Here is a 22,452-nt window from a genome sequence, read left to right as displayed (position 1 = left end):
ACATGTTTTTTTCATTGAAACCTCTTTATTCAATTTCAGTAAAGAGAACTGGTTTATAGGCAACTGCTTACCAAAGTAAATAGCATGAAAAGGCCATGTACATCATACATTCTGTAAAAAGGGGGCGATGCTATGAGAGAAATTGAAGTATTTATTGATACAGAAGAAATTGCCGAATTTTTCTTTCATGAGCTTGTAAAAAGGGGATACGTTCCTAGTGAAGAGGAATTAGAGGAATTAGCCGATATTACTTTTGAATATTTAATTGAAAAGAGTATTATCGATGAGGAAGTACAGGAGGATTAGTAAATGAATATTTTAGGGAGAAATGAAATGTTTCTACCTTTATGATAAAAGAACACGAAAGCCGAGCATAAGTTGCTCGCTTTTTGTTTTTTATAGACTATTTGAAATATTTTTACCATCGTGAAACCTTGTTGGAGTTTCATCGTATTAAGGAGTGTGAATAAAAGGAGGAGGACTTTATGTTTAAAAAAATCCTTAAATCAATTTTAAAAAGTAAGATGACTCACAAGTACAGTTCCTCAAGCGATGCATGGAAGAAGCACAAACATCATAAGCACAGTCATTTAGGACATCATCATTATAAAAAGAAATATAAGAGCAGAAGTTCTATATCTAGTTTTTTTAGCAGCTAGCAAGGTGTGTGAATATGCTTAGGAAATTTACATTATTTATTTCCAAGATGATGGAGAAGCCACTACCTATTGATGAGGTTATTGCTGACCGTTATAGGGTAGTGGAGTATCTCGGAAGCGGAAGCTACGGACATAGTTATTTAGTTTTTGATTTCTTAAGCAAACATATTAAAGTATTAAAATCCCTTCGGTATCATAAGAGAATAACCCATTCTGGAAGAAAGGAATTTGAACTAGAAAAAGAATTATTAGGCTCGATTAATCATCCAGGATTTCCTAGATATTTTGAGGATGGCACCTTTAAAAACATTCCCTATTATACAATGGAATATATTAATGGGAAGAATTTTGAACAGCTTATTTTTCACGAAGGTAAGAAATTCACTGAAACAGAAGCTTTTAAGTTTGCAGATGAATTACTACAGTACATCGAATTCTTGCATGGCCATAACATCATTCATAGAGACATTCGCATTCCGAATGTAATTTTTGATGGAACGAGAATTCGCCTGATAGATTTAGGATTAGGAAGGTATCTTAAACCGAGAGACGGAGATCTACAAAAAATAGAAGATGTAAGAAAGCAAATTAACTACCAAGCAGATTTTTACGGACTTGGCCATTTTCTTTTGTTTCTCCTTTATTCCAACTTTACTTTCGAAGATGACAGGAAGGAAAAAAGCTGGGAAGAAGAACTAGATATTACAGTTGAAGCCAAACAAATCATTAGAAGGCTCTTGCAGATAGAATCCGCGTATGATCAATGCGCACAAATAAGAGCTGATATAAAAAATTTCACTTAATTTAGGAGGAGAATTTTATGTCTTTCTTTGACAAAGTATTTGCTAGCGTAGGTATTGGTGCTGCATCAGTGGACACAAAACTAGAAAAAGACACTTATATGCCTGGAGAAACCGTACAAGGGGTTGTTGAAATTAAGGGTGGAAAGGTTGAACAGCAAATTGATGAGATTTATCTTTCACTCAATACAACTTATTTAAAAGAGTCAGATGATCGAAAATATAACGTAACTGCTACTATCGACCGATTTCGTCTAACTACACCTTTCACAATCAGGTCCAACGAAAGAAAAGAAATTCCGTTTACCTTCCAGTTGCCGTATGATACACCATTATCTATTGGCAAGTCTAAAGTGTGGGTAACAACAGGACTGGAAATAAAAGGTGGGGTGGACCCAAGTGATAAGGATTTTTTAAAAGTAATTCCTAATCAATTAATGACTGCTGTTTTTAACGCGGTAGATAATTTAGGCTTTAGAATTAGAGAAGCGGACTGTGAAGAAGCACCACGACGCTTACGCGGCAGGTTACCCTTCGTTCAAGAATTTGAATTTGTCCCAACATCAGGTCTATTTCGTGGTAAATTAGATGAGTTAGAAGTGGTGTTTTTATCTTCAGGTAATGGCACACTAGATTTGATGTTCCAAGTGGATCGACGTGCAAAGGGACTTTCAGGATTATTCTCAGAAGCGATGGGAATGGATGAAACGAACGTAAGATTTACTGTATCTAATGCAGATCTTCCTAATTTACAACAAAAAATCCAGAGTGTAATACAAAGATACTCATAATAAACAAAAAAATGGGTTCTCGACAAAAAAAGTTAGTATTCTACAGAGGATTCGACAAGGTCTACATCTAATTATTAGAATAGAAAATAAATTCTAATAATTGGAGGTATAAGATGATCAGAGTATTAACGAGAAAGCCCTGTATCAAATATGATGTGACGATCTTTCAAACTCCAAAGTACCGTGAAAATAAAGGCTATAAACAGGTCTATAGAACCACCATTCCTGCTGCCGGCCGCGAACACTGCTTGGAAGAAACCTTTAGCCGCTTTAATGTGACTGACAGAATACCTTCAAATTATAAAGGGAGATTTCTCTCAACCGGTGACATTATATTAATTGATGAGGGGCGCGGCGGTCAGCACTATTATCAGTTACAAACTGGCGGATGGACCCCAATTAATAGAATAATGATACGTTAAAAACCTAAGGGAACAGCCTTAGGTTTATTTTTATATTATCGCTTTCTTCCACCATCTGCGCGGTTCTCTTTTGCATGCGCTTCGTGCTCTGCCACAATAGCCTCGGCTGGAATGTGATTATTTTTCTTTTGACCATTTATGCGACTTCTATGTTTTTTTCCCATTATCATACCTCCTTTTACATCTAAAGATAGCTTCCCACAAATCAGAAAAAACATAACTATTTCTCAGAAGTGTTTTTCAATAAAAACGGTTTATGATATATTGTCTATGGTACGGAGTGAAACGTACTTATTTTGATTGGAGGTTAAATTTAATGAGTGTACATATTGGTGCAAAAGAAAATGAAATTGCAGAAACGGTCTTGTTGCCCGGGGATCCGCTGAGAGCAAAATATATTGCAGAAACCTTTTTAGAGGATGCTAAATGTTATAACGAAGTAAGAAATATGTTTGGTTACACAGGAACCTACAAAGGGAAAAGGATTTCAGTTCAAGGAACTGGGATGGGTGTTCCGTCGATTTCTATTTATGTAAACGAGCTCATGCAAAGCTATAATGTGCAGAACTTAATAAGAGTAGGTACGTGCGGGGCGATCCAAAAGGATGTAAAAGTACGTGATGTTATCCTTGCTATGACAAGTTCTACAGACTCGAACATGAATCGTCTAACTTTTGGACATGTTGATTTTGCACCTTGTGCCGATTTTGACTTACTTAAAAAGGCGTATGATGCAGGAGTCGAAAAGGGTCTTAATTTAAAAGTTGGGAATATCTTTACTGCAGATTCTTTCTATAATGATAATGCGGAACTTGAAAAATGGGCCAAGTATCAGATTTTGGCCATTGAAATGGAAACGACAGCATTATATACATTAGCAGCCAAATTTAATCGTAAAGCTCTTTCTGTTCTAACTGTTAGTGATCATATTCTAACAGGAGAAGAGACTACAGCAGAAGAAAGACAATTAACTTTTAATGATATGATTGAGGTAGCTTTAGAGGCTGCCACTAAGTAATAAAGAAGAAAATGCCTCTTCCAAATAGGATGAGGTATTTTCTTTTATAAAAAGGAACTTAGGGCCATGATGGAGAATTAAAATGTAGGTTGTGTTAAAGAACATTGTTGATTTTTACACCCTGTTGATTGGAGCGGAAGGCACGAAGACTCCTGTGGGAGTATGGTTCAGGGGAGACCCCGCAGGCGCTTGCGCCGAGGAGGCTCGCCGAAACGCCCCACGGAAAGCGAAGCATCTGGAGCGGAAATCAACAGACCAGTTTAACAGAGACAAAATGTAAAATAAAAAGGCAAAAATGTGACTAATTAAATGATTATATTGATATAAATAGGGTGCAGGGGTATAGTGCAAATGAGGTGAACGAGATGAAAGAGCAACTCAAAGTTGATATTACGGGAATGACATGTGCAGCCTGTTCAGCCAGGATTGAAAAGGTTTTAAATAAGGTAAATGGTGTTGAAGCAAATGTCAACTTGGCTTTGGAAACCGCATCCATTTCATATGATAAAGATTTAGTTTCAAGTAATGAAATCATTACGAAAATTGAAAACCTTGGATATGGTGCTCGTTTAGAAGAGGATCAAAGAGAAACAAAACAGCAATATAAAGAAGAGGAGATAAAGCATAAGAAACGCATGTTTTCCCTTTCTGTGCTCTTGTCTTTGCCACTTTTGTACACTATGCTTGCCCATATACCAATGGATATTGGCTTCCCAATGCCTGAAGTGATGATGAATCCGTGGTTTCAATTGTTGTTAGCCACACCTGTGCAATTTTATATTGGTGGACCTTTTTATATGGGTGCTTATAAAGCACTTAAAAATAAGAGTGCAAACATGGATGTTCTTGTAGCTTTAGGTACATCCGCAGCCTATTTCTACAGTCTTGCAGAGGGCATTAAAACCATTAGCAATCCTGTTTATATGCCGCATCTATATTTTGAAACAAGTGCTGTTCTTATTACTTTAATTTTACTAGGAAAATTATTTGAAACTTTAGCAAAAGGGAGAACAACTATCGCCATTTCTAAATTACTAAGTCTTCAAGCAAAGGAAGCAACAGTCATAAGAGATGGTAAGGAATTTCAAATCCCAATAAATGAAGTGCAGGTATCAGATCGAATACTAGTGAAGCCAGGAGAAAAAATTCCAGTAGATGGACAAGTTTTATTAGGGCAATCCTCCGTCGATGAATCCATGATTACAGGCGAATCGATCCCAGTGGAGAAATCAGTGGGGGATCATTTAATAGGTTCGACTATTAATAAAAATGGAACGATAACAATGAAAGCAACAAAGGTGGGAAAAGACACAGCTCTTGCGGGAATTATAAAGATTGTAGAAGAAGCTCAAGGATCGAAAGCACCCATTCAACGAATTGCTGATATCATTTCTGGCTACTTTGTACCCGTTGTTGTTTGTATTTCATTCGTTACTTTCTTGATTTGGTATTTTATAGTGAATCCCGGTGATTTTCCAACCTCTTTGGAAACGGCTATCGCTGTTCTTGTGATCGCCTGTCCATGTGCTCTAGGGCTGGCAACCCCCACATCTATAATGGTGGGAACAGGAAAAGGTGCAGAGATGGGCATCCTTTTCAAGGGTGGAGAGCATTTAGAAATTGCGCATAGGATAAACGCCATAGTCCTTGATAAAACGGGAACGATAACAAAAGGTCAACCAGTTGTTACTGATTTCATCGCATATAAAGAGGAGAAAAAGGTCCTTCAATATTTAGTCTCTGCTGAGAAATCATCAGAACATCCGCTTGCTGAAGCTATTGTTAAATATGGTATGGAAAGACGATCTAGTACTCTCCCGGTCAAACGCTTTAAGGCTATTCCAGGTTATGGAATTGAGGCAAAAATAGGCGATGATGAAATATATGTGGGAACTGGGAAGCTAATGGATTTAAAAGGTATTTCTTATACAGAGAAAGAAAAAGAATTACTTCAATTTGAAACCGAAGGTAAGACAGCGATGTACATTGCAATTAATTCAACCATCATGGGACTTGTTGCAGTTGCTGATACAGTAAAAGAGACAGCTATGCTGGCAGTTACTCAACTATGCGAATTAGGCATCGAAGTTTATATGCTTACAGGGGATAATGAACGGACAGCAAAAGCCATTGCTTCTCAGGTAGGAATTACGAATGTTATTGCTGAGGTTCTTCCGGAAGAAAAGGCAAATCATATAAAAGAACTTCAGCATAAAGGAATGAAGGTTGCAATGGTAGGGGATGGAATAAATGATGCACCCGCTCTTGCAGTTGCTGATATAGGTATTGCCATTGGTTCAGGTACAGATGTCGCTATTGAAGCAGCAGATATCACCATACTAGGTGGAGAACTGTCATTGATTCCTAAAGCTATATCTTTAAGTAAAAAAACAATGAAAAACATTCGTCAAAACTTATTTTGGGCTTTGATCTACAACTCTGCAGGCATTCCAATCGCTGCTCTAGGATTATTAGCCCCGTGGGTAGCTGGAGCGGCAATGGCATTTAGTTCTGTATCTGTCGTGACTAACTCACTTCGTTTGAAACGAGTCAAGATTTAAAAAAAAATGATGAATTTTTGAAGAGGCTGACCAATCAGCCTCTTTTATCGTATCTGAAATTTCTCTATTATTTATTTCTTATCAATTTCATTAACTTTTCTTTGTTAATTTTAATAAAAAGATGTTATTCTAATCACTAAGGGTTTGCTTTTTGCTTAAGACAATTGTTAAGACTAGCTAGTACATATCTTATTTTTATGGTAAACGAAAGTGGTGAAAGCTTTGGAAGGTAAGAACGTTGAGCAAGAAAAGCTTGAAGGAGAGAAAGTTGAACAGGAGCAAGTGACTGAGAACAGATCCGGATATATCCGATTAAAGAAGTTTCACTTTATTATGCTGTTATTTTTAATGGTGTTTTTATCAGCTGGAATTACAACAATTGCCTTTGCATTTGGTAAAGAAAAAGTGGTAACAGTTGGAGCAGAAAGAACAGAATTCAATAAACTTTATGAAGCATTTGATACCTTGAAAAATGGTTATTTTAAAGAAGTAGATCAGAAAAAGCTTATTAATGGGGCAATTAATGGAATGGTGGAATCGCTTGACGATCCCTATTCTGATTATATGAGTAATGAGGAAGCAAAAAGCTTTCATAGTAGTATTTCTTCATCTTTTGAAGGAATTGGGGCAGAAATCCAAGAAAAGGATGGACATATTGTTATTGTTTCTCCAATCAAAGGTTCTCCTGCTGAAAAAGCAGGGTTAAAGCCAAATGACATGATTATATCAGTAGATGGAAAAAGCCTTCAGGGAATGAACTCTACTGAGGCAGTTACCTTAATCAGAGGTAAAAAGGGAACGAAGGTAGAATTAACTATCCAACGACCAGGAACAGAAGCTCCAATGACCGTTCCTATTGTTCGTGATACGATACCAATCGAGACTGTCTACGGAGAAATGGTTGATGACTCTATTGCAAAGGTACAAATCACAAGTTTTTCAAGTAACACTTCAAAAGAATTAGTTACTACTTTAAATGATTTACAAAAGAAGGGTATGAAAGGTTTAGTATTAGACCTGCGACAAAACCCTGGTGGATTACTAGATCAGGCAGTAAGTATCACAAGTATGTTTGTTCCTAAAGGGAAAATTATCGTCAAAGAAGAAGATAGAAACGGAAAGATTAAGGAAATTGGTTCTCAGAGTCAAGGTAATCCTGACTTACCGTTAGTTGTATTGATTGATAAGGGTAGTGCCAGTGCATCTGAAATTTTTGCTGCTGCTGTAAAGGAATCAGCAGGAATCCCGCTTATAGGTGAGAAATCCTTTGGTAAAGGTACTGTACAAACGGCAGAAGATTTTAAAGATGGTTCTAACCTAAAATACACAATCGCCAAATGGTTAACACCAAATGGCAACTGGATTCACAAAAAAGGAATTGAACCAGACGTAGCAGTAGCACTTCCCGAATTTGCTACATTACCGATTATTGATCCAGAAAAAGAGCTGGCCATTTCTAACTCTTCAACAGAAATTCAAACAGCACAGAAGATGTTAAAAGCGATTGGCTATGATCCGGGTCGTGAAGATGGTTTCTTTGATGAAAAAACAAAACAGGCTGTCATTGCATTACAAACGGCACAAAAGCTTCCTGCAAATGGAGTATTAAAAGGTGAATCGACCTTGAAATTGATGGAGCTATTACGAGAAAAAATTAAAACAAGTGATACACAAATGCAAAAGGCTGTTGAGGTTTTAAAAGGAAGAATGAAATAAAAATAAGATAAACTCGGCTCATACAAGAGCCGGGTTTATTTTTTGGGCTATGTTAAAGAACAGTGTTGATTTTTACACCCTGTTGATTGGAGCGGAAGTCTCGAAGACTCCTGTGGGAGTACGGTTCAGGGGAGACCCCGCAGGCGCAAGCGCCGAGGAGGCTCGCCGAAACGCCCACGAACCGCTCGAGTCTGGAGCGGAAATCAACAGACAAGTTTAACAAAGCCATTTTTTTAAATGAAAAGAATTTATTGTGTATATTTATTAACCATCTTTCCGAGAATGGACAATAAATAAATGGGATGGGTGGTTAAGTAAATTGAGAAAGCTTTGTATTGCTGTTATTGCATTTTCATTTTTAGGTTTTGGTCCCTTGAAATCATTTTTTCAAAATGATGTAAAAACAGATGGTAATCAAATTGGTGAAGATTCGTTTATGCAAAAATTGAAAGAGACAACCCAATTTCTTCCCTTAAGTGGAGAAAACTCAAAAGTAGAAACATTTTTAATAACGGAAAATGAGATTAATAATAATTCTTCAAGACCGAATCTAGCTATTATTATTAGTCGTGATGCTGCTAACAAAAAATTATCTTATGGAACTGCTCAAATTCCTCCTATTAATGATGAAGGGGACTTTGGCACCCTAAAAGAAACGGTTGAAAAAAATTATCACATACCAATTGACTATTGTTTTATTATTGATTCTTCTGGTGCAGCTAGAATTCTTGATTTACTAGCTCCAAATGGAATTCCGAGTCCACTTGCAACAGACCATGATGTGTCAGACCCAGAAGTCCTGAAAGGAAAAGAAATTGTTGACCTTATAAATCAACTGCGTGAACTACCTAATAGTGAGGACTACCTTGTGGGGGTAATTTCAGCGATAAGAAATGAAGTGAATAAGAATCAAGCTGCAAATCAATGGTTTTCAATGGTTCCAGCACTCCTTAATGAAGCGCGACATAGCGTAAAAACGGATATTGCTAAGGGAGAATTATTGGAGATAGGTCTCTCAGCCATCATGAATCCTATAACTAAATTCGAACTGATTCACATGAATGAAGAACAGTCAAAAGCAGTCAATGGTGTTTTCGAGGACAAAGATCAAAAACCAATGATTAATTAACGACTAAAAAAGCGAATGGAATCATTCGCTTTTTTGGATTCTTATCCACTTATTCATATATAATAAAGGGAACAAGATAGAAGAAGGGATAGAAAGATGAAAAAAGCAGAGATTTATATTTTATCAGGATTTTTGGGAAGCGGAAAAACGACCTTACTAAAACGATTACTAGAGGATGAACGGAGCCTAGGTAGAAAAGTAGCTGTCATGATGAATGAATTAGGACAAGTCTCGATTGACTCCGATGCGATAGACGATGACGTCGAGTTGAAAGAGTTACTTGGGGGATGTATCTGCTGCTCCATTCAAGATAAACTTGAATCCCAGCTTCAAGGTTTATTAGTAGAAGAGAAACCGGATGTCATTTACATAGAAACAACGGGAGCGGCCCATCCTGTGGAAGTATTAGATGCCATCCTTTCTCCATTATTTGCAGATAAGTTATTTGTTAAGGGTATTATTACGACGATAGATGGTACGAGGTGGAAAGATCGAAAGGCATTAAGTCCACAGTTACAACAGTTAATTTTAGAGCAAGTAAGGCATGCGGATTTTATTATTGTAAATAAAATAAATGAATTAGAAGAGAAGGACCATGCAAGTATTACCTTTGAAATTCAATCCATTAATTCAAATGCAAGATGTCTTCTTACAAACTATTCACAGGTAGCAATAGGGGATATTCGAAAGCTCTCCGTTTCATTTGAGGAAGCTAAAAACAAAAAATCCCAACGAATACCACTAAACCTGACAACATTTGTTTATCAGTTTAAAAGCGCAGTCAGTCACTCTGATTTTGAAGTGTTTTTAAAACAACTCCCTGAAACAATTTACCGAATAAAAGGTTATGTGAAATTTAGTTCATCTGACTTTCCAACTTTATTTCAATTTTCATATGGTATGCCTTTATACATGAAGGAAAACATGAATTTACCCTTAAACCTTGTGTTTATTGGTGAGAATATCGATTGGAATAAGCTTCAACAACAGCTCAACGTTCTTGAAAAAAATAAAGAATAATGAAACTAGAGTGAATGATAAAAGTCTCTTCAGGTAACTCTTTTAATGTAGTCAAAACCATTAAAAGGGGGATTTCAATTGAAGAAGGCAGCTAGTATTTTAATATTACTCTATATCCTCTTTAATGGACAAAGGGTTCTTGCTCAATCTGATATTGACTATAAAATTGAAATGTTAAATTGGGATGAAGTCAATCAAATCTTACCAAAGTACTCAAAATTTATTGTCCTCGATGTAGAGACCGGAAAACAATTTCATGTGCAAAGGCGAGCAGGTAGTCACCATGCGGATGTACAGCCGTTAACCCCAAGGGATACGAAAATAATGAAAAAAATATATGGGGGTAAATGGAGCTGGAAACGACGGGCTATAATTGTTATCCATAAGAATCAGTGGATTGGAGCATCGATGCATGGAATGCCCCATGGAGCAGGTGCGCTTAAAAATAATTTTCCTGGTCATTTTTGCATTCACTTTTATGGTAGTACGACTCATCGAACAAATTCCATGGATTTATCACATATGCTGATGATCTTAAAAGCATCTGGAAAATTAAATGAATACTTGGGGAAAGCAAATCCTTATGACGTAATTGACGCCTATATTGCAGGTATAAAACAACATGATACAAGAATTACCTCACAAATTTCTTTGCAAAAGAATAAGTGGAGATCAGTATTTAAATTAGTCGAAAATATTAGATTAGCTCGAATGGAACGTCTACCAGCAGAGGATTTAGTAAGCGAAATAAGTTTGGATGTTCCAGTTGAAGTTGATTGGTACATAAAAAATAGGGGAAGACAAACCTATAGAGAAACGATTCATTTAGTTCGCTTTTCACCATCAGATGCCTGGAAAGTGGATTCAGAGCATTTTTTAACTAAGAACAATCTCCCATAGATAAAAAAACACCTTTATATGAGGATTGCCTCAAATAAAGGTGTTTTTATTATGTGAAAATTATCTAGGTTGTTCACCAAACTTAATGAACGTTCGCTCATCTTCAATTAACCCGCAGGCTCCGCATTGAACTCGGTAGTCTGGTCCATTGTAGGGGAGATGAAATGGTTCTAGAGTGCTTTCCTCGTATTCACGAACCACTTCTCCAGACTGAGGATCTAGCTTTACCGAATGGGATACTTGCTGAATGATATTAAAACGACTTCGATTCGTTTTGCAACTTGGGCATTTAAATGGGGTTGTCATTGCTTTTCTCCTTTCTATAAATTGTTAAAATCTATTTTTTGCAATAATGTTAGTAAATATGTAACAATGCAATTGAAGGCTAAAGGAGGAATAGAGTTGCAGCAAGAGTTGGAAAATTTCGATCAATTATTAGAGGAGTACCGTTCTATTTGGAATAACCGATTATTACATAAAGGAGAATGCAGTAGCGAAGAATTATTAACCGAAGCAATTAAACGAGAGCTGCTAGATGAAAACTCACATCCAAGAATCAGAAAAAATAAGTACGAAAAATACTTTTTTGCGATAAAAAGGATAATAAATTCTTCAGTCTCCGATTCAACAAAAGTAGCATTAATAAAAATTCACATGGAAATTATGGAAACGATCAGTTAGGGGGAGAAAGATGAAAAAACTTGTATTGGTTTTTATTTCAGTTTTAATTTTAAGCCTTATGGCAGCCTGTAGTAATCAACATGAAAATCATTCAGTACAGCCTCAAATGCTAGATGTAGACTTGACTGTTAATCCCGAAAAGGGAGAGATTAATGAACCAATAACATTCAATGCAAAAGTTACACAAGGTAAGGAAATGGTTAATGACGCGGATGATGTCATATTTGAGATTTGGCGTTCAAAAGATGAAAAACATGAAAAAGTAGAAATTAAAAACCCAAAGGATGGTGTCTATAGTCTGGAAAAGGCCTTCCAGCAAGAAGGGACATACTATATTATCTCTCATGTCACCGCAAGAGATATGCATAATATGCCTAAAAAGGAATTCATCGTTGGAACACCGAGTGAACCAGAAGATGCAGATGTAAAAGATTCGATGGATGGAATGGAAATGGATCAAAAGGAACAAGAAAATCATAATTAAAAAACAGCCTCTTGGGGCTGTTTTTTATGAATCTTCCTCTTTTTTTGCTCTTAAATTCACTTTAGCTTTGCTCCCAAGCTTATCATTTAGTTTTTCATTTACCTTTTGGCTAATTTTATCTAAAAGTTCTCCTTCATAGTTGGTTCCAATATTTAATCGCCCTGATAATTCCTTAATTCCTAATTGTCCGAAGTTGTTGGCGTAATCTACATTGTGAATAACTATTTGATCTACTTTTAATTGCTCAATTAAAATGGTTGGAGGGCTTTCTCTTTCCTTTGAGTTTGTAGGTGGACTATTGCTTTCTGGTTCTGCCGTATGCTGAAATTCATTTATAGACGCTTCTAAGAAAGAGAGCTTTTTTTCCAATTCTGTTATTCTCAGTGTCAATTTTTTATTTACTTTAAATAAGCGAAAGAAGAATCGCATATAAACCCTCTATTCAGAATTGGAATATGAAAGGTAAGATGAAGGGGACCTACTTTCATCATATTTAACTTTATAAGAAACATGCAAAAAAAAAGACGTTTACAAAATTTCTGTGACGTCGATTTGGGAATATTGCATATCAATATTTTTAGGGATTTTTACCTCAAGCATATTATCTTTATAGTTGGCAGCTGCTCCCTTTTTTCTCACAATGGCTGGCAGGGTAATGACATGTTTATCGTCATGCTGTGGGATATGTTCAACAATCAGCTGATTTGTTGTATGGTAAATACGAAGATTTTTTATCCATTCATCATGTTTGATCGGTATACGAACGAAGACAAAATCATGTGTTTCGAAGGCTGTAGAATTCAATCCTCCTGTTGCTGCCGGTTGTTGAACGGATGATTGAACCCCACTAAAAAAGTCTTGAGGATTCATTCCGCGCATATTTGAAGGCATGATTTTCCCCAATAAATCCTGTACATAGTTATCAATTTCCTCAGGCTTCATTTTCTGCATTTTGTCTTTCATATCCTTATTGAAGGGGAAAATATTCCAAGGGAACATCACATTTCATCCTTTCAGTTTGTTAAAATTGATTAGTAATCGGTGAGGATGGGTTCAGAATTTGGTCCTGATCACTTATATCTGTATCCGCAACTCCATTTGTTGAAAAAGAAGTGCTTGGAGAAAAATCTCCAAGTGCCATGTTTGTTCCTACCCATTTTGTATTTGCAGTATGGCTATTATGGACTGCGGGCCCTAAAGAGATATTGGCATTGTTATTTAAGGAATTCGTTTTGATATTAAAAATATTTATTTGAAAAGGCATGGATTTTCAGTCCTTTTACATTTGATTAGAAACAACGTTTGCTGGATTTGCAATATCCCCCATATCATTTACATCCGGATCAATAAATACATTTTCCATGGCTGCAGTAGGAGGGGCAAAATCTCCAAAGGATGCATTTTGTCCTTGTGATTTCTGATTGGCAGTATGCGCATTATGAAGGGCTTCACCGATGTTGACAGACCCGTTGTTAGATACACTGTTTATTTTGAGACTAAAAATATTTATTACAGTCTGCATCCTGTCACATCCTTTTTTAGTTTTCCATTGGAGCACAATCTCGGGGCTCCGCTTTGGTTGTTACCTCATACTATGCAATTGATTGCCCATCCGTTATTACTTCTTATGATAATCCCATATCGAATCGGGTTACATTCTCCAAAGTTTATTATTTGCATATATAATTGAATCTTTTTAACATATAGTATAGAGAAGGATTCTAAAATAGAGAGGTAATGTTCGTGAAAAAGAAAACGGCTTTGATTACAGGAGGAGCATCTGGTATTGGCAAAAAAACGGCAGAGCATCTTGCGGAAAATGGATATCAGCTTGTGATCAACTACCGAAATAGTGAATCAGAGGCTCTATCATTAGTAAAGCATCTGAACGAAAACTATGGGACAAAAAATATAGTTGTTCAGGGGGATGTAGCTAAAGAAGAGGATTGTCATCGTATAGTAAGTGAAGCTTTTTCCTTCTTTACTTCCATTGATGTCTTAATACATAATGCTGGACCCTACATACATGAAAGAAAAAAGTTGACTGAATATTCATCTGAAGAATGGAATTATCTATTAAGTGGGAACTTAACGTCAGTTTTCTGTTTGTCGAAATTAGTTATTCCTTCCATGCGTAAACAAAAATGGGGAAGAATTGTTACCTTAGGTTATGATCGAGTTGAAACAACACCTGGTTGGATTTATCGTTCAGCTTTTGCGGCAGCAAAGGCAGGATTGGCCTCTTTAACTAGGACAATTGCAATCGAAGAAGCAGAATTCGGAATAACTGCTAATATGGTTTGTCCTGGAGATATTACAAATGAGTGGAAAGTAAGCAATATTAAAGAGTCTTATGAAGCTAATAATGGATTAATTGGCAGGCAGGGAACTGGGGAGGACGTTGCAAGAGTCATTGCCTTTTTAACAGATGAAAAGTCTGATTTTATTACAGGGAGTATTATTCCAGTCACAGGTGGGGTGGATGTATTAGGAAAGGTATCAAAATCATAAATTTCTGATAACCAAATTTTTAGAACAATTTGATTTTCGGGAATGAAAACAATTCCTTTTGTGGATAATAGAAAGTAATCATCCATGAAAGGAGCACAGAATATGAGTTTTAATATAAATAGAATTAATCCAAATCAAACACAAGTATTTTTTCATGATGGCCGCTTTGAAACATTAACAAATGAGGAATTAGAAGACTTTATGCTCCAAATGGGTTTAACTGATGTGAATGAAACGATAGAGCAAAACGTGACGGACTAATATCATTACTAAAATAAGTAAAAAAAAAAGCAATCGGGATTGAACCGATTGCTTTTATGCTTCCAATAATTGTTGGTCGTCTGTTTGTGATAGGCCATTGCGCAAATGATATAAAGTGTATAAATCTTTTGGTATCTCGTATAAATCGTATATATCGCCACTAGCATTTAATTGTTCATAAATTGTTTTTCTTGTCTCGTTAGCTTTCACTACATAAGGTAGTTTTTCTGCTGCTTTTAATGAGCGAACATTTACCTTTCGAATACGCATAAAAACAGTTTCAATTCCTACTTCGTAAAAAAGCTCGTTGAAAAAGGCGTCTTTAGCTGGGCTATTGTATCCTTTTCCATGGTAAGGTTTCCCAAGCCATGTGCCTAAAAACCCAGCGTTATCTTCAATATCAAATAAATTAATGGTACCAATCGGCGTACCCCATTCATCAAGAATCGTTCTTGAGATTAATTCACCGCGCTCTTCAGCTTCAATCGTTTGTTTTGTAATAAATAAGAATTCTTCATATGAATCAGCTTTATGACGTACAAAAGGGAAGACATCTGGGTGCGTCATTAATTCGTATAATGTGTGGCTGTCATGAAGATCACGTTTTTTAAGCATGAATATCCCTCCATTAGGGCATACCGATCCCATGTCAGAAGAAGAAGCGGCCCACCCTCGAAATTTTTTATAAAGTTACTTAAAAAATTTCGGGGTGGGAATCGAACCCACTAGAACCAGTAAAACTGGTGGCGCACCATTTGCCTTCCCTATATCATTTTTTTTGTTAATGGATTTATGAAAAAACCCCCAAAATTCTTCAGTCCTAAATGGACTCACTTAGAGTATGATACAAGAAAAAAAGAAAAAAAGGAATAGTTTTTTTGGTGGAATTTCGATAATATTTTTTACCAATTTTCAACAAAATTCTACGTTTCTGAATACACTATTTCTCCACCAATCATCGTCCATTTCGGCTTTGCTAAGTAATGGAAAGGATGATGGCTCCAAAGGACTAAATCGGCATCCTTCCCTACTTCAATACTTCCTACACTTTGGTCTATTTTTAAGTTCTTTGCTGGAAGAATAGTGATACCTTCAAGGGCCTTTTGTTCAGATAATCCTTCCCGTACAGCAATCCCTGCACAAATATTTAAATATTGTATAGGTGTATAGGGATGGTCTGTTGTAATGGATACTTCTACACCATGGTTGGTTAACTCTTGATATGTTTTCCATGTTTTGTTCTTTAATTCAACCTTAGACCTACGAGTTAAAGTTGGACCCACAGAAACTTTTAGATTTAAATCGGATAGCTCATTAGCAATTAAATGACCTTCTGTGCAATGTTCTATTCGTAAATCCAAATTAAACTCCTCAGCAAAGCGAAGGGCAGAAATAATATCATCGGCACGGTGAGCATGAATTCTTACAGGAATCTCCCTTTTAAGTGCCATAACAATTGGAGCCGTTCTAAGATCCTCTGGGGTATCAGAATGAAAAGCTTTATAAAAAGCCTCTCTTAGCATCCCCATAATCCCCATTCTAGTTATGGAATCATTATTTCCTTGACTGTGTATCCGCTTTGGATTTTCTCCTAAAGCAATTTTTAATCCTGCCACTTCCTGTACAATCATTTTCTTAATATTTTTACCTGTTGTTTTAATTACAGAGGTAGTCCCGCCAATGACGTTTGCACTTCCTGGCATGACATGTACGGTTGTTATTCCGCTTTTAACTGCATCGGTAAACGCCTGGTCTAATGGATATACCCCATCCATAGCCCTAATATGGGGTGTTAAAGCTTCAGCAGTTTCATTAGCATCATTTCCAGCCCAGCCAGTTCCTTCATCATATAGACCTAAATGGGTATGCACATCAATAAAGCCAGGAAAAAGAAAGTGCTGATGACAATCAATAATTTTAACACTAGAATCTGTTTTGATATTCAAACCCACTTTTTTAATTTTACCGTTTTCAATCAGCACATCCCCTGATTGAATGGGATTGGTGGTAATTGGATGAATAGTTGCGTTTTTTAATAGTATTTTCATCATAATAGAACCTTTCTTCTAGGTGATAATGTATTTTATCTATTTTAGCAACATATGTGCCTAAGGAAAAGCAGGAAATTGTTAGTATTATTATATTTTTCCGATTTCTTATGATTTTTGAAACATTTAGAAGGATGAAGCGTAAATAATAAGGTAAGATTAAATATTTCCAATTGGGGGAAAAGAAAATGGCTCAAAGTGAAGAAAGGTTATTGGCTGCTGGTATCTATGTTTTAAGTTTATTTTTTCCAGTTTTGGCTCCATTAATCATTTGGTTGATAAAGAAGGATCAGTCTTCATTTATTGATTATCATGGCAAAGAATATTTTAACTTCTTAATTTCTTATACAGTTTACTTTATCATTAGTGGATTATTAATGATCATTCTTGTAGGATTTGTGACCACTCCGATCTTAGGAATAATGCTACTTGTATATACAATTATTGCGGCTATAAAAGCTTATGAAGGAAATGAGTACCGATTCCCGCTAATATTCAGATTAATTAAATAAAAAGGTCTGCCCGGCAAAATTTTTTGTCGGGTTTATATTGCGTTTATAGTACAATAGTCTTATGAAATGAAGAAACTATGGAAGGGAGAAATAAGAATGGATTCTATCGTAAGTAATCTTCCGATTATTGCACCAATCTTGATTATCCAGCTTATTTTAATTGTTGTTGCAATCATAGATCTGGTTAGGATCGATCAAACCAAGGGACCGAAATGGTTATGGGTAATTATCATCTTGTTCGTAAATATAATTGGACCGATTCTTTATTTTGTGATTGGAAGGAGAAATAACTGATGTCTCTTGTCCAAATAAGTGGGTTGAAAAAGAGTTTCCAAGGGACGAAAGTAATTAAGGGGCTGAATTTTACACTAGAAAAAGGGAAATGTATTGCCCTATTAGGTCCAAACGGGGCAGGGAAAACCACGACACTTAGGATGCTTTCAGGTTTAATGAGGCCAACAGAGGGATCAATTATCTTTAGTGACGCTAAAAAAGGAGAAGACATACGTCATTTAATTGGTTATCTACCGCAATTTCCTGTGTTTTACGAATGGATGACTGGATTAGAATTTTTGTCATATACAGGGAAATTGGCAGGATTAACAGGTAAAGAGGCCAAGGAGCGGTCAAATGAACTTTTAGAGCTGGTAGGAATAGTAGAGGCGAAAAATAGAAGAGTAGGTAAATATTCTGGAGGGATGAAGCAAAGGCTCGGAATTGCTCAGGCTTTAATCCATCGTCCTCAGCTCATCATGCTGGATGAACCTGTTTCTGCATTAGATCCAATTGGCAGGAGAGAGGTATTAGATCTTATTGAGGGATTAAGAAAAGAAACTACTATTCTATTTTCTACCCATATATTAAGTGATGCTGAAGAAGTGTGTGACGAAGTTCTGTTTTTACATAAAGGGGAAATTGTTGAAGCTGGGTCCATGTCAGAATTACGTGAACGTTATCAGCAAGCTAAGATTGATTTGTATTTTAAAGGTAAAGCAGAGGAATATGCCTCATTTTTTTCAACCCATGTGGTAACACACTCTGTTATGAACGAAGGCAATAAGATGAGCATTTATGTTGAAAATTTAGTTCTTGCCAGGTCGGCATTTTTAAAGTTAATTTCTGATCATAATCTCCCCCTTGAAAAGTTTGAGATTAGTAGTATGACCCTCGAAGATGTGTTTATGAAGGTGGTGGGGAAATGAACCAATGGATGATTTTGCTGCAAAAAGAAATGCTGGAAATGTGGAGAAATTTTAAATGGATTTGGGTACCGATAACTTTTATCCTACTTGGCGTTCAAAAACCTTTAACATCTTATTATATGGAGCAAATCCTTGACTCATTTGGAGGTCTTCCTGAGGGAGCTAAGGTCGAAATTCCAACACCTTCTGCAGCTGAGGTATTAATTCAAAGTCTTGGAGAATACACCTCTCTCGGTGTATTAATTATTGTTCTGACTACTATGGGGATTATTGCTGCTGAAAGAAAAAGTGGAGTCGCTGCTATGATTCTAGTGAAACCTGTTTCCTATCTTTCCTTTATAACTTCCAAATGGATGGGTGCTCTACTTTTAATATGGTTTTCTTTCTTCATGGGTTACTTGGCTACTTGGTATTACACTGGTATTTTATTTGACTGGATATCGTTTGCAAGCTTTTTCCAATCGTTTTTACTATACGGTTTATGGCTTACAGTTGTCATAACAATTACGTTGTTCTTTAGTGCTTTACTCTTAACGCCAGGGATTGCTGCTTTCAGTTCATTGGCAGTTGTAATTGTTATCAGTCTAGTTAGCAGTACCTTATCTAATCGTTTGGAATGGAGTCCAGCTCAACTAACAAGTTATGCTAATGAAGTACTTATGCATAAAGGATTTTCAGATTATACTTTACCAGCAAGTTTAACTGCCATCTCTTGTATCATTATTCTATTATTTTTAAGTGTATATGTTTTCAGAAAAAAAGAGCTTGCCGTCTAGTGGTAAGCTCTTGTTGCATTTGATTCTAACAATTTTATTTAGAAGTCTTTTCGTTAGGCAAAAATTCTTTCATGGTCTATAATGACTATTATTGGAATTTGCAAAGGTAAAGAGAAAGGACGAAGCAACCATGTTCAATCAAGTCGGCTTGGTTTTAGAAGGTGGCGGGATGCGTGGGGTTTATACCGCTGGGATCCTTGAATATTTCTTAGAACAAGAATTATTTTTCCCTTATGTTATTGGTGTATCAGCTGGTGCTTGTAATGCGGCCTCTTATTTGTCAAAGCAAAAAGGGAGAAATAAAACAGTAACGATAAAGTATGCAGCGGACCCAAGGTATATTTCATGGCAAAATTATTTTAAAAACCGTCAGTTTTTTGGAATGGATTTTATTTTTGATGAGATTCCCAATAAACATGTTCCATACCATTATGATGAATTCTACAAAAATCCTTCTGAATTTGTTGTAGGGACGACAGACTGCCTAACGGGAGAGCCTGTCTATTTTAAGAAGCAAGATTATGATAAGGATCTTCTTACCGTATTACGGGCATCGAGCTCCTTGCCATTTATAGCCCCTGAAGTTCGGTTTAAAGACAAGGTCCTGCTTGATGGGGGAATAAGTGACCCTATTCCTATTAAAAAAGCTCAAGAGGATGGTTTTAAAAAGAATATTGTCATCCTTACAAGAAATGAAGGATATTTAAAGAAACCTTCCAAGTTTCACTTTCTTGTGGACCGTAAGTATCCGGAATATAAAGGCTTACAACAGTCCTTAAGAAATCGATATCAAATATACAATGAAACACTCTCCTTTTTAGAAAAAGAAGAGAAAGCTGGAAACGTCCTTATCATTCGCCCTTTACAACCATTAACGGTAGGGAGAATGGAAAGAAACCCAACAAGGTTAGAAGCGTTGTATCATCAAGGGTATGAGGACGCCAAAGCATCTATGTCATCCATACGTCAATATATTGAAATGTAAGAGAAGTGTCCCTAGAAGGCACTTCTCTTTTCTCATTTATATGAAAACTTCTATCATTTTTTTGCAGTCTAGTAAATAAACTAGTATAAGAGAACTGATAAGGAGTTATCTTAATGAAAATACATGAATATTACCGAGATACAGCCAATATAAACTTAAATGGTAGTATTGCAGCTCTAGTACCAGCCATCATAATCGTGGCAGGCAATCTCTCTTTTTTTAAAAGTAATGAAGTTATGTTATTAACCATTCCATTTCTTATTTATAGTTTGATCTCATTTCAATTCTGTCTATTTAGACTAAAGCAATCCATTTCAATTAGCAGACATATGGGAGAAGCTAAGTCTAAGTACAGATCTTACTCTATAGCCTCTGCTAGGAATCTTTTAGTATTTTACATGAGTACACCTACAGTACGTTTATCTCTTTATTTTCCTGACGGTCACTTAGCAGGTGTTCTTAAAAAACATGATGGAAAGTGGTTGGATAGGATTAAGTTTAGAAAAATGTATGTACTTTACAATTCGGAGGAAGAACCCATTGGATTCTATAAAGTAAAGGGAGGAAGCGTTCTAAAGATAGAAGTATATGATGAACAGCTGACATATTTGGGATGCTTTAAACGAGAAAAGAACGGTTTTCTAAAATATAAAAAAGAATTTTTGGATCAAGCAGGAAAAACGATTGGCTTTATCCAAGGAGCTACTACTTTTATGGATGAAAAGGTTTTAGATCATAGTCATCATCAACTAGGAAGACTTCGAAGAGGTTGGATGCCGGTATCGTGGAGTCCATTATTCCCAGATCCCAATACTCCTGTACTTTCCTTTAAAGAGGTTCTTTCAGAAAAGGACAAGCTGTTAAAAATGTCGTTATTAATTAATGAATACTTTATTGAGAGATAAAGGAGTCAGATGGTTTCCCTCATTACTAATGTTTGATATGATATATTAAACAAATTTACATCTTCAAGTGGGGGATATACAGTGCAAATTGAACTAATAAAAGGTCATGGGTCGGGCAATGATTTCCTGATTATCGATGAGATATCCAATGAATATTCATTTACTGAAAGTGAACGGGCTAAAATGGCACAGGTGCTTTGTAATAGAAATACTGATTTAGGTGCAGATGGAATACTTTTTGTTATGAAGAGCGACCATGCTGATGGGAGAATGCGTGTATTTAACGCGGACGGTTCGGAAGCATCTATGTGCGGCAATGGATTACGTCTTGTTGCGAGATATATATGTGAATTACTCGGCTTAAATGAAGCAGTTATAGAAACAATGAAAGCAAATTTAAGGGTTTGTAAACAAAATGATTTATTTCCAAATATAAATACCTATCAAGTGGAAATTTCCCCTGTATTGTTCAATTTATCAGCTTTACCGTTAAATTTAGAAAAACCAACTCTTTTTAATGAGCGAATAGAAGAACTTTCTGATGAGTTGAGGTTTACTGCACTTGCGGTTCCTAACCCACATTTAATTACAATTGTAGAAACAGAACAAATACAAGGGGACCTGCAAAAGAACCTAAGTGAGAGAGTAAATGGACCGAATCATTTGTTCCCAGACGGAGTAAATGTCAGTTTTGTCAAATCCTTGGAACCAGGTTCCATTTATGTTAGAACATACGAACGAGGTGTAGGGTTTACTAATGCTTGTGGTACGGCTATGTCTGCGTCCTCACTTGTGACGTGTTTAACAGGTTTAAATACATTAGAAGAGGTCATACAGGTTTATAATAATGGAGGTAAGGTCCAGTGTGTTGTCCATGAAAAGGAAGGAAAATACACGATAGATTTAATAGGAAATGCAACTTATCTATACAAGACTGAGGTTACAGTTGATCTTGGTAATGCATTATTTTCAACCAAAATTAGGAATGAATTTTCCGAACAAAGGACCTATGAGAAGCTTCAAAAACAAGCGCAACAATTTATAGAGAATAACATGAAAGGATAAGGGCTC

The 22,452-nt window shown here is 36.1% G+C and carries 29 protein-coding genes; 21 read left to right on the top strand and 8 right to left on the bottom strand.

The genetic code is table 11. The features are described from left to right. Positions 1 to 132 precede the first annotated feature (132 nt). The 4 genes from AC3A54_RS00850 (at position 133) to AC3A54_RS00835 (ending at position 2,672) form a co-directional block, all read left to right on the top strand. Positions 133 to 306 carry a YozD family protein gene (locus AC3A54_RS00850; protein ID WP_308083517.1) on the top strand — a complete coding sequence of 58 codons (174 nt, stop codon included), beginning with the start codon at positions 133 to 135 and terminating at the stop codon, positions 304 to 306. 367 nt (positions 307 to 673) lie between these two features. Next, complete coding sequence (locus tag AC3A54_RS00845; protein ID WP_487653047.1) at positions 674 to 1,462, top strand: serine/threonine-protein kinase; 789 nt, start codon at positions 674 to 676, stop codon at positions 1,460 to 1,462. 17 nt (positions 1,463 to 1,479) lie between these two features. Continuing rightward, on the top strand, positions 1,480 to 2,250 hold the full coding sequence (locus tag AC3A54_RS00840) for a sporulation protein (RefSeq protein ID WP_487653046.1): 771 nt from the start codon (positions 1,480 to 1,482) through the stop codon (positions 2,248 to 2,250). Positions 2,251 to 2,363: 113 nt separating this feature from the next. Beyond that, positions 2,364 to 2,672 (top strand): YodL domain-containing protein, encoded by a 309-nt coding sequence (locus AC3A54_RS00835; protein ID WP_487653045.1) that lies wholly within the window; start codon positions 2,364 to 2,366, stop codon positions 2,670 to 2,672. A gap of 35 nt (positions 2,673 to 2,707) precedes the next feature. On the opposite strand, the gene AC3A54_RS00830 is transcribed toward AC3A54_RS00835, so the two are convergent. Beyond that, positions 2,708 to 2,836, bottom strand: coding sequence for a hypothetical protein (locus tag AC3A54_RS00830; RefSeq protein ID WP_308083521.1), 129 nt, complete (start codon positions 2,834 to 2,836; stop codon positions 2,708 to 2,710). Between the two features lie 152 nt (positions 2,837 to 2,988). Here AC3A54_RS00830 and deoD point away from each other — a divergent pair, with 152 nt between their 5' ends. The 6 genes from deoD (at position 2,989) to AC3A54_RS00800 (ending at position 11,016) form a co-directional block, all read left to right on the top strand. Then, the gene (gene deoD / locus AC3A54_RS00825) at positions 2,989 to 3,690 is read left to right on the top strand and encodes a purine-nucleoside phosphorylase (protein ID WP_308083522.1); all 702 of its coding nucleotides are present in this window, start codon (positions 2,989 to 2,991) and stop codon (positions 3,688 to 3,690) included. 365 nt (positions 3,691 to 4,055) lie between these two features. Continuing rightward, entirely contained in the window at positions 4,056 to 6,251 is a 2,196-nt protein-coding gene (locus tag AC3A54_RS00820; protein WP_487653044.1) for a heavy metal translocating P-type ATPase, read from the top strand. A gap of 213 nt (positions 6,252 to 6,464) precedes the next feature. Next, entirely contained in the window at positions 6,465 to 7,967 is a 1,503-nt protein-coding gene (locus AC3A54_RS00815) for a lmo1851 family serine protease (RefSeq protein ID WP_487653043.1), read from the top strand. A gap of 319 nt (positions 7,968 to 8,286) precedes the next feature. After that, positions 8,287 to 9,096: an LCP family protein gene (locus AC3A54_RS00810; RefSeq protein WP_487653042.1), complete on the top strand. Its 810-nt coding sequence runs from the start codon at positions 8,287 to 8,289 to the stop codon at positions 9,094 to 9,096. 96 nt (positions 9,097 to 9,192) lie between these two features. Beyond that, positions 9,193 to 10,116 (top strand): CobW family GTP-binding protein, encoded by a 924-nt coding sequence (locus AC3A54_RS00805; protein ID WP_487653041.1) that lies wholly within the window; start codon positions 9,193 to 9,195, stop codon positions 10,114 to 10,116. Positions 10,117 to 10,194: 78 nt separating this feature from the next. Beyond that, positions 10,195 to 11,016 (top strand): hypothetical protein, encoded by an 822-nt coding sequence (locus AC3A54_RS00800; protein WP_487653040.1) that lies wholly within the window; start codon positions 10,195 to 10,197, stop codon positions 11,014 to 11,016. A 60-nt stretch (positions 11,017 to 11,076) separates the two neighbouring features. Here the strand turns inward: AC3A54_RS00800 and AC3A54_RS00795 are convergent, their stop codons facing one another. Continuing rightward, complete coding sequence (locus tag AC3A54_RS00795) at positions 11,077 to 11,322, bottom strand: DNA alkylation repair protein (protein WP_487653039.1); 246 nt, start codon at positions 11,320 to 11,322, stop codon at positions 11,077 to 11,079. Between the two features lie 96 nt (positions 11,323 to 11,418). On the opposite strand from AC3A54_RS00795, the gene AC3A54_RS00790 reads away from it, so the two are divergent. Continuing rightward, positions 11,419 to 11,697 carry a hypothetical protein gene (locus AC3A54_RS00790; protein WP_487653038.1) on the top strand — a complete coding sequence of 93 codons (279 nt, stop codon included), beginning with the start codon at positions 11,419 to 11,421 and terminating at the stop codon, positions 11,695 to 11,697. A 10-nt stretch (positions 11,698 to 11,707) separates the two neighbouring features. Further along, positions 11,708 to 12,181 carry a FixH family protein gene (locus AC3A54_RS00785; protein WP_487653037.1) on the top strand — a complete coding sequence of 158 codons (474 nt, stop codon included), beginning with the start codon at positions 11,708 to 11,710 and terminating at the stop codon, positions 12,179 to 12,181. A gap of 24 nt (positions 12,182 to 12,205) precedes the next feature. On the opposite strand, the gene AC3A54_RS00780 is transcribed toward AC3A54_RS00785, so the two are convergent. From AC3A54_RS00780 to AC3A54_RS00765, 4 genes are all read right to left on the bottom strand, one after another. Further along, on the bottom strand, positions 12,206 to 12,610 hold the full coding sequence (locus tag AC3A54_RS00780) for a hypothetical protein (RefSeq protein ID WP_487653036.1): 405 nt from the start codon (positions 12,608 to 12,610) through the stop codon (positions 12,206 to 12,208). A gap of 99 nt (positions 12,611 to 12,709) precedes the next feature. After that, positions 12,710 to 13,180 carry an Hsp20/alpha crystallin family protein gene (locus AC3A54_RS00775; protein WP_420489741.1) on the bottom strand — a complete coding sequence of 157 codons (471 nt, stop codon included), beginning with the start codon at positions 13,178 to 13,180 and terminating at the stop codon, positions 12,710 to 12,712. A gap of 22 nt (positions 13,181 to 13,202) precedes the next feature. Continuing rightward, positions 13,203 to 13,445, bottom strand: a complete 243-nt coding sequence (locus AC3A54_RS00770; RefSeq protein ID WP_309861500.1) for a spore germination protein — start codon at positions 13,443 to 13,445, stop codon at positions 13,203 to 13,205. Between the two features lie 15 nt (positions 13,446 to 13,460). Continuing rightward, on the bottom strand, positions 13,461 to 13,703 hold the full coding sequence (locus tag AC3A54_RS00765; protein WP_307287127.1) for a spore germination protein: 243 nt from the start codon (positions 13,701 to 13,703) through the stop codon (positions 13,461 to 13,463). A gap of 221 nt (positions 13,704 to 13,924) precedes the next feature. On the opposite strand from AC3A54_RS00765, the gene AC3A54_RS00760 reads away from it, so the two are divergent. Further along, on the top strand, positions 13,925 to 14,692 hold the full coding sequence (locus AC3A54_RS00760) for an SDR family oxidoreductase (protein WP_487653035.1): 768 nt from the start codon (positions 13,925 to 13,927) through the stop codon (positions 14,690 to 14,692). A gap of 102 nt (positions 14,693 to 14,794) precedes the next feature. Further along, positions 14,795 to 14,953 carry a hypothetical protein gene (locus AC3A54_RS00755; RefSeq protein ID WP_487653034.1) on the top strand — a complete coding sequence of 53 codons (159 nt, stop codon included), beginning with the start codon at positions 14,795 to 14,797 and terminating at the stop codon, positions 14,951 to 14,953. 54 nt (positions 14,954 to 15,007) lie between these two features. Here the strand turns inward: AC3A54_RS00755 and AC3A54_RS00750 are convergent, their stop codons facing one another. Together AC3A54_RS00750 and AC3A54_RS00745 are read right to left on the bottom strand one after the other, a co-directional pair. Then, positions 15,008 to 15,568 carry a GNAT family N-acetyltransferase gene (locus AC3A54_RS00750; RefSeq protein ID WP_487653033.1) on the bottom strand — a complete coding sequence of 187 codons (561 nt, stop codon included), beginning with the start codon at positions 15,566 to 15,568 and terminating at the stop codon, positions 15,008 to 15,010. Positions 15,569 to 15,876: 308 nt separating this feature from the next. Beyond that, positions 15,877 to 17,004 carry an amidohydrolase gene (locus AC3A54_RS00745; protein ID WP_487653032.1) on the bottom strand — a complete coding sequence of 376 codons (1,128 nt, stop codon included), beginning with the start codon at positions 17,002 to 17,004 and terminating at the stop codon, positions 15,877 to 15,879. Between the two features lie 185 nt (positions 17,005 to 17,189). On the opposite strand from AC3A54_RS00745, the gene AC3A54_RS00740 reads away from it, so the two are divergent. The 7 genes from AC3A54_RS00740 to dapF all read left to right on the top strand — a co-directional run bounded on the left by AC3A54_RS00740 (position 17,190) and on the right by dapF (position 22,446). After that, entirely contained in the window at positions 17,190 to 17,513 is a 324-nt protein-coding gene (locus AC3A54_RS00740) for a DUF4870 domain-containing protein (protein ID WP_487653031.1), read from the top strand. Positions 17,514 to 17,609: 96 nt separating this feature from the next. After that, the gene (locus tag AC3A54_RS00735) at positions 17,610 to 17,807 is read left to right on the top strand and encodes a PLD nuclease N-terminal domain-containing protein (protein ID WP_309861524.1); all 198 of its coding nucleotides are present in this window, start codon (positions 17,610 to 17,612) and stop codon (positions 17,805 to 17,807) included. Beyond that, positions 17,807 to 18,715 carry an ABC transporter ATP-binding protein gene (locus AC3A54_RS00730; RefSeq protein ID WP_487653030.1) on the top strand — a complete coding sequence of 303 codons (909 nt, stop codon included), beginning with the start codon at positions 17,807 to 17,809 and terminating at the stop codon, positions 18,713 to 18,715. Before AC3A54_RS00735 ends, AC3A54_RS00730 begins: the two co-directional genes overlap by 1 nt. Further along, complete coding sequence (locus AC3A54_RS00725; RefSeq protein WP_487653029.1) at positions 18,712 to 19,491, top strand: ABC transporter permease subunit; 780 nt, start codon at positions 18,712 to 18,714, stop codon at positions 19,489 to 19,491. The genes AC3A54_RS00730 and AC3A54_RS00725 overlap by 4 nt, the downstream gene beginning before the upstream one ends. A 130-nt stretch (positions 19,492 to 19,621) precedes the next feature. Next, positions 19,622 to 20,476, top strand: coding sequence for a patatin-like phospholipase family protein (locus AC3A54_RS00720; protein WP_487653028.1), 855 nt, complete (start codon positions 19,622 to 19,624; stop codon positions 20,474 to 20,476). 113 nt (positions 20,477 to 20,589) lie between these two features. Further along, positions 20,590 to 21,381, top strand: coding sequence for a hypothetical protein (locus AC3A54_RS00715; RefSeq protein WP_487653027.1), 792 nt, complete (start codon positions 20,590 to 20,592; stop codon positions 21,379 to 21,381). An 81-nt stretch (positions 21,382 to 21,462) separates the two neighbouring features. Beyond that, positions 21,463 to 22,446 carry a diaminopimelate epimerase gene (dapF, locus tag AC3A54_RS00710; RefSeq protein WP_487653026.1) on the top strand — a complete coding sequence of 328 codons (984 nt, stop codon included), beginning with the start codon at positions 21,463 to 21,465 and terminating at the stop codon, positions 22,444 to 22,446. Positions 22,447 to 22,452 lie beyond the last annotated feature (6 nt).

This window comes from Neobacillus sp. Soil_C_43, assembly GCF_057656715.1.
The sequence above is the reverse complement of the archived record's forward strand: the minus strand, read 5'-3'. Positions and strand labels throughout refer to the sequence as shown.

Coding starts and splice junctions, on each gene's coding strand:
- AC3A54_RS00850 (WP_308083517.1), top strand. CDS start 133: ATGAGAGAAATTGAAGTATTTATTGATACAGAAGAAATTGCCGAATTT.
- AC3A54_RS00845 (WP_487653047.1), top strand. CDS start 674: ATGCTTAGGAAATTTACATTATTTATTTCCAAGATGATGGAGAAGCCA.
- AC3A54_RS00840 (WP_487653046.1), top strand. CDS start 1,480: ATGTCTTTCTTTGACAAAGTATTTGCTAGCGTAGGTATTGGTGCTGCA.
- AC3A54_RS00835 (WP_487653045.1), top strand. CDS start 2,364: ATGATCAGAGTATTAACGAGAAAGCCCTGTATCAAATATGATGTGACG.
- AC3A54_RS00830 (WP_308083521.1), bottom strand. CDS start 2,836: ATGGGAAAAAAACATAGAAGTCGCATAAATGGTCAAAAGAAAAATAAT.
- deoD (WP_308083522.1), top strand. CDS start 2,989: ATGAGTGTACATATTGGTGCAAAAGAAAATGAAATTGCAGAAACGGTC.
- AC3A54_RS00820 (WP_487653044.1), top strand. CDS start 4,056: ATGAAAGAGCAACTCAAAGTTGATATTACGGGAATGACATGTGCAGCC.
- AC3A54_RS00805 (WP_487653041.1), top strand. CDS start 9,193: ATGAAAAAAGCAGAGATTTATATTTTATCAGGATTTTTGGGAAGCGGA.
- AC3A54_RS00795 (WP_487653039.1), bottom strand. CDS start 11,322: ATGACAACCCCATTTAAATGCCCAAGTTGCAAAACGAATCGAAGTCGT.
- AC3A54_RS00785 (WP_487653037.1), top strand. CDS start 11,708: ATGAAAAAACTTGTATTGGTTTTTATTTCAGTTTTAATTTTAAGCCTT.
- AC3A54_RS00780 (WP_487653036.1), bottom strand. CDS start 12,610: ATGCGATTCTTCTTTCGCTTATTTAAAGTAAATAAAAAATTGACACTG.
- AC3A54_RS00775 (WP_420489741.1), bottom strand. CDS start 13,180: ATGTTCCCTTGGAATATTTTCCCCTTCAATAAGGATATGAAAGACAAA.
- AC3A54_RS00770 (WP_309861500.1), bottom strand. CDS start 13,445: ATGCCTTTTCAAATAAATATTTTTAATATCAAAACGAATTCCTTAAAT.
- AC3A54_RS00765 (WP_307287127.1), bottom strand. CDS start 13,703: ATGCAGACTGTAATAAATATTTTTAGTCTCAAAATAAACAGTGTATCT.
- AC3A54_RS00755 (WP_487653034.1), top strand. CDS start 14,795: ATGAGTTTTAATATAAATAGAATTAATCCAAATCAAACACAAGTATTT.
- AC3A54_RS00750 (WP_487653033.1), bottom strand. CDS start 15,568: ATGCTTAAAAAACGTGATCTTCATGACAGCCACACATTATACGAATTA.
- AC3A54_RS00745 (WP_487653032.1), bottom strand. CDS start 17,004: ATGATGAAAATACTATTAAAAAACGCAACTATTCATCCAATTACCACC.
- AC3A54_RS00740 (WP_487653031.1), top strand. CDS start 17,190: ATGGCTCAAAGTGAAGAAAGGTTATTGGCTGCTGGTATCTATGTTTTA.
- AC3A54_RS00735 (WP_309861524.1), top strand. CDS start 17,610: ATGGATTCTATCGTAAGTAATCTTCCGATTATTGCACCAATCTTGATT.
- AC3A54_RS00730 (WP_487653030.1), top strand. CDS start 17,807: ATGTCTCTTGTCCAAATAAGTGGGTTGAAAAAGAGTTTCCAAGGGACG.
- AC3A54_RS00725 (WP_487653029.1), top strand. CDS start 18,712: ATGAACCAATGGATGATTTTGCTGCAAAAAGAAATGCTGGAAATGTGG.
- AC3A54_RS00720 (WP_487653028.1), top strand. CDS start 19,622: ATGTTCAATCAAGTCGGCTTGGTTTTAGAAGGTGGCGGGATGCGTGGG.
- AC3A54_RS00715 (WP_487653027.1), top strand. CDS start 20,590: ATGAAAATACATGAATATTACCGAGATACAGCCAATATAAACTTAAAT.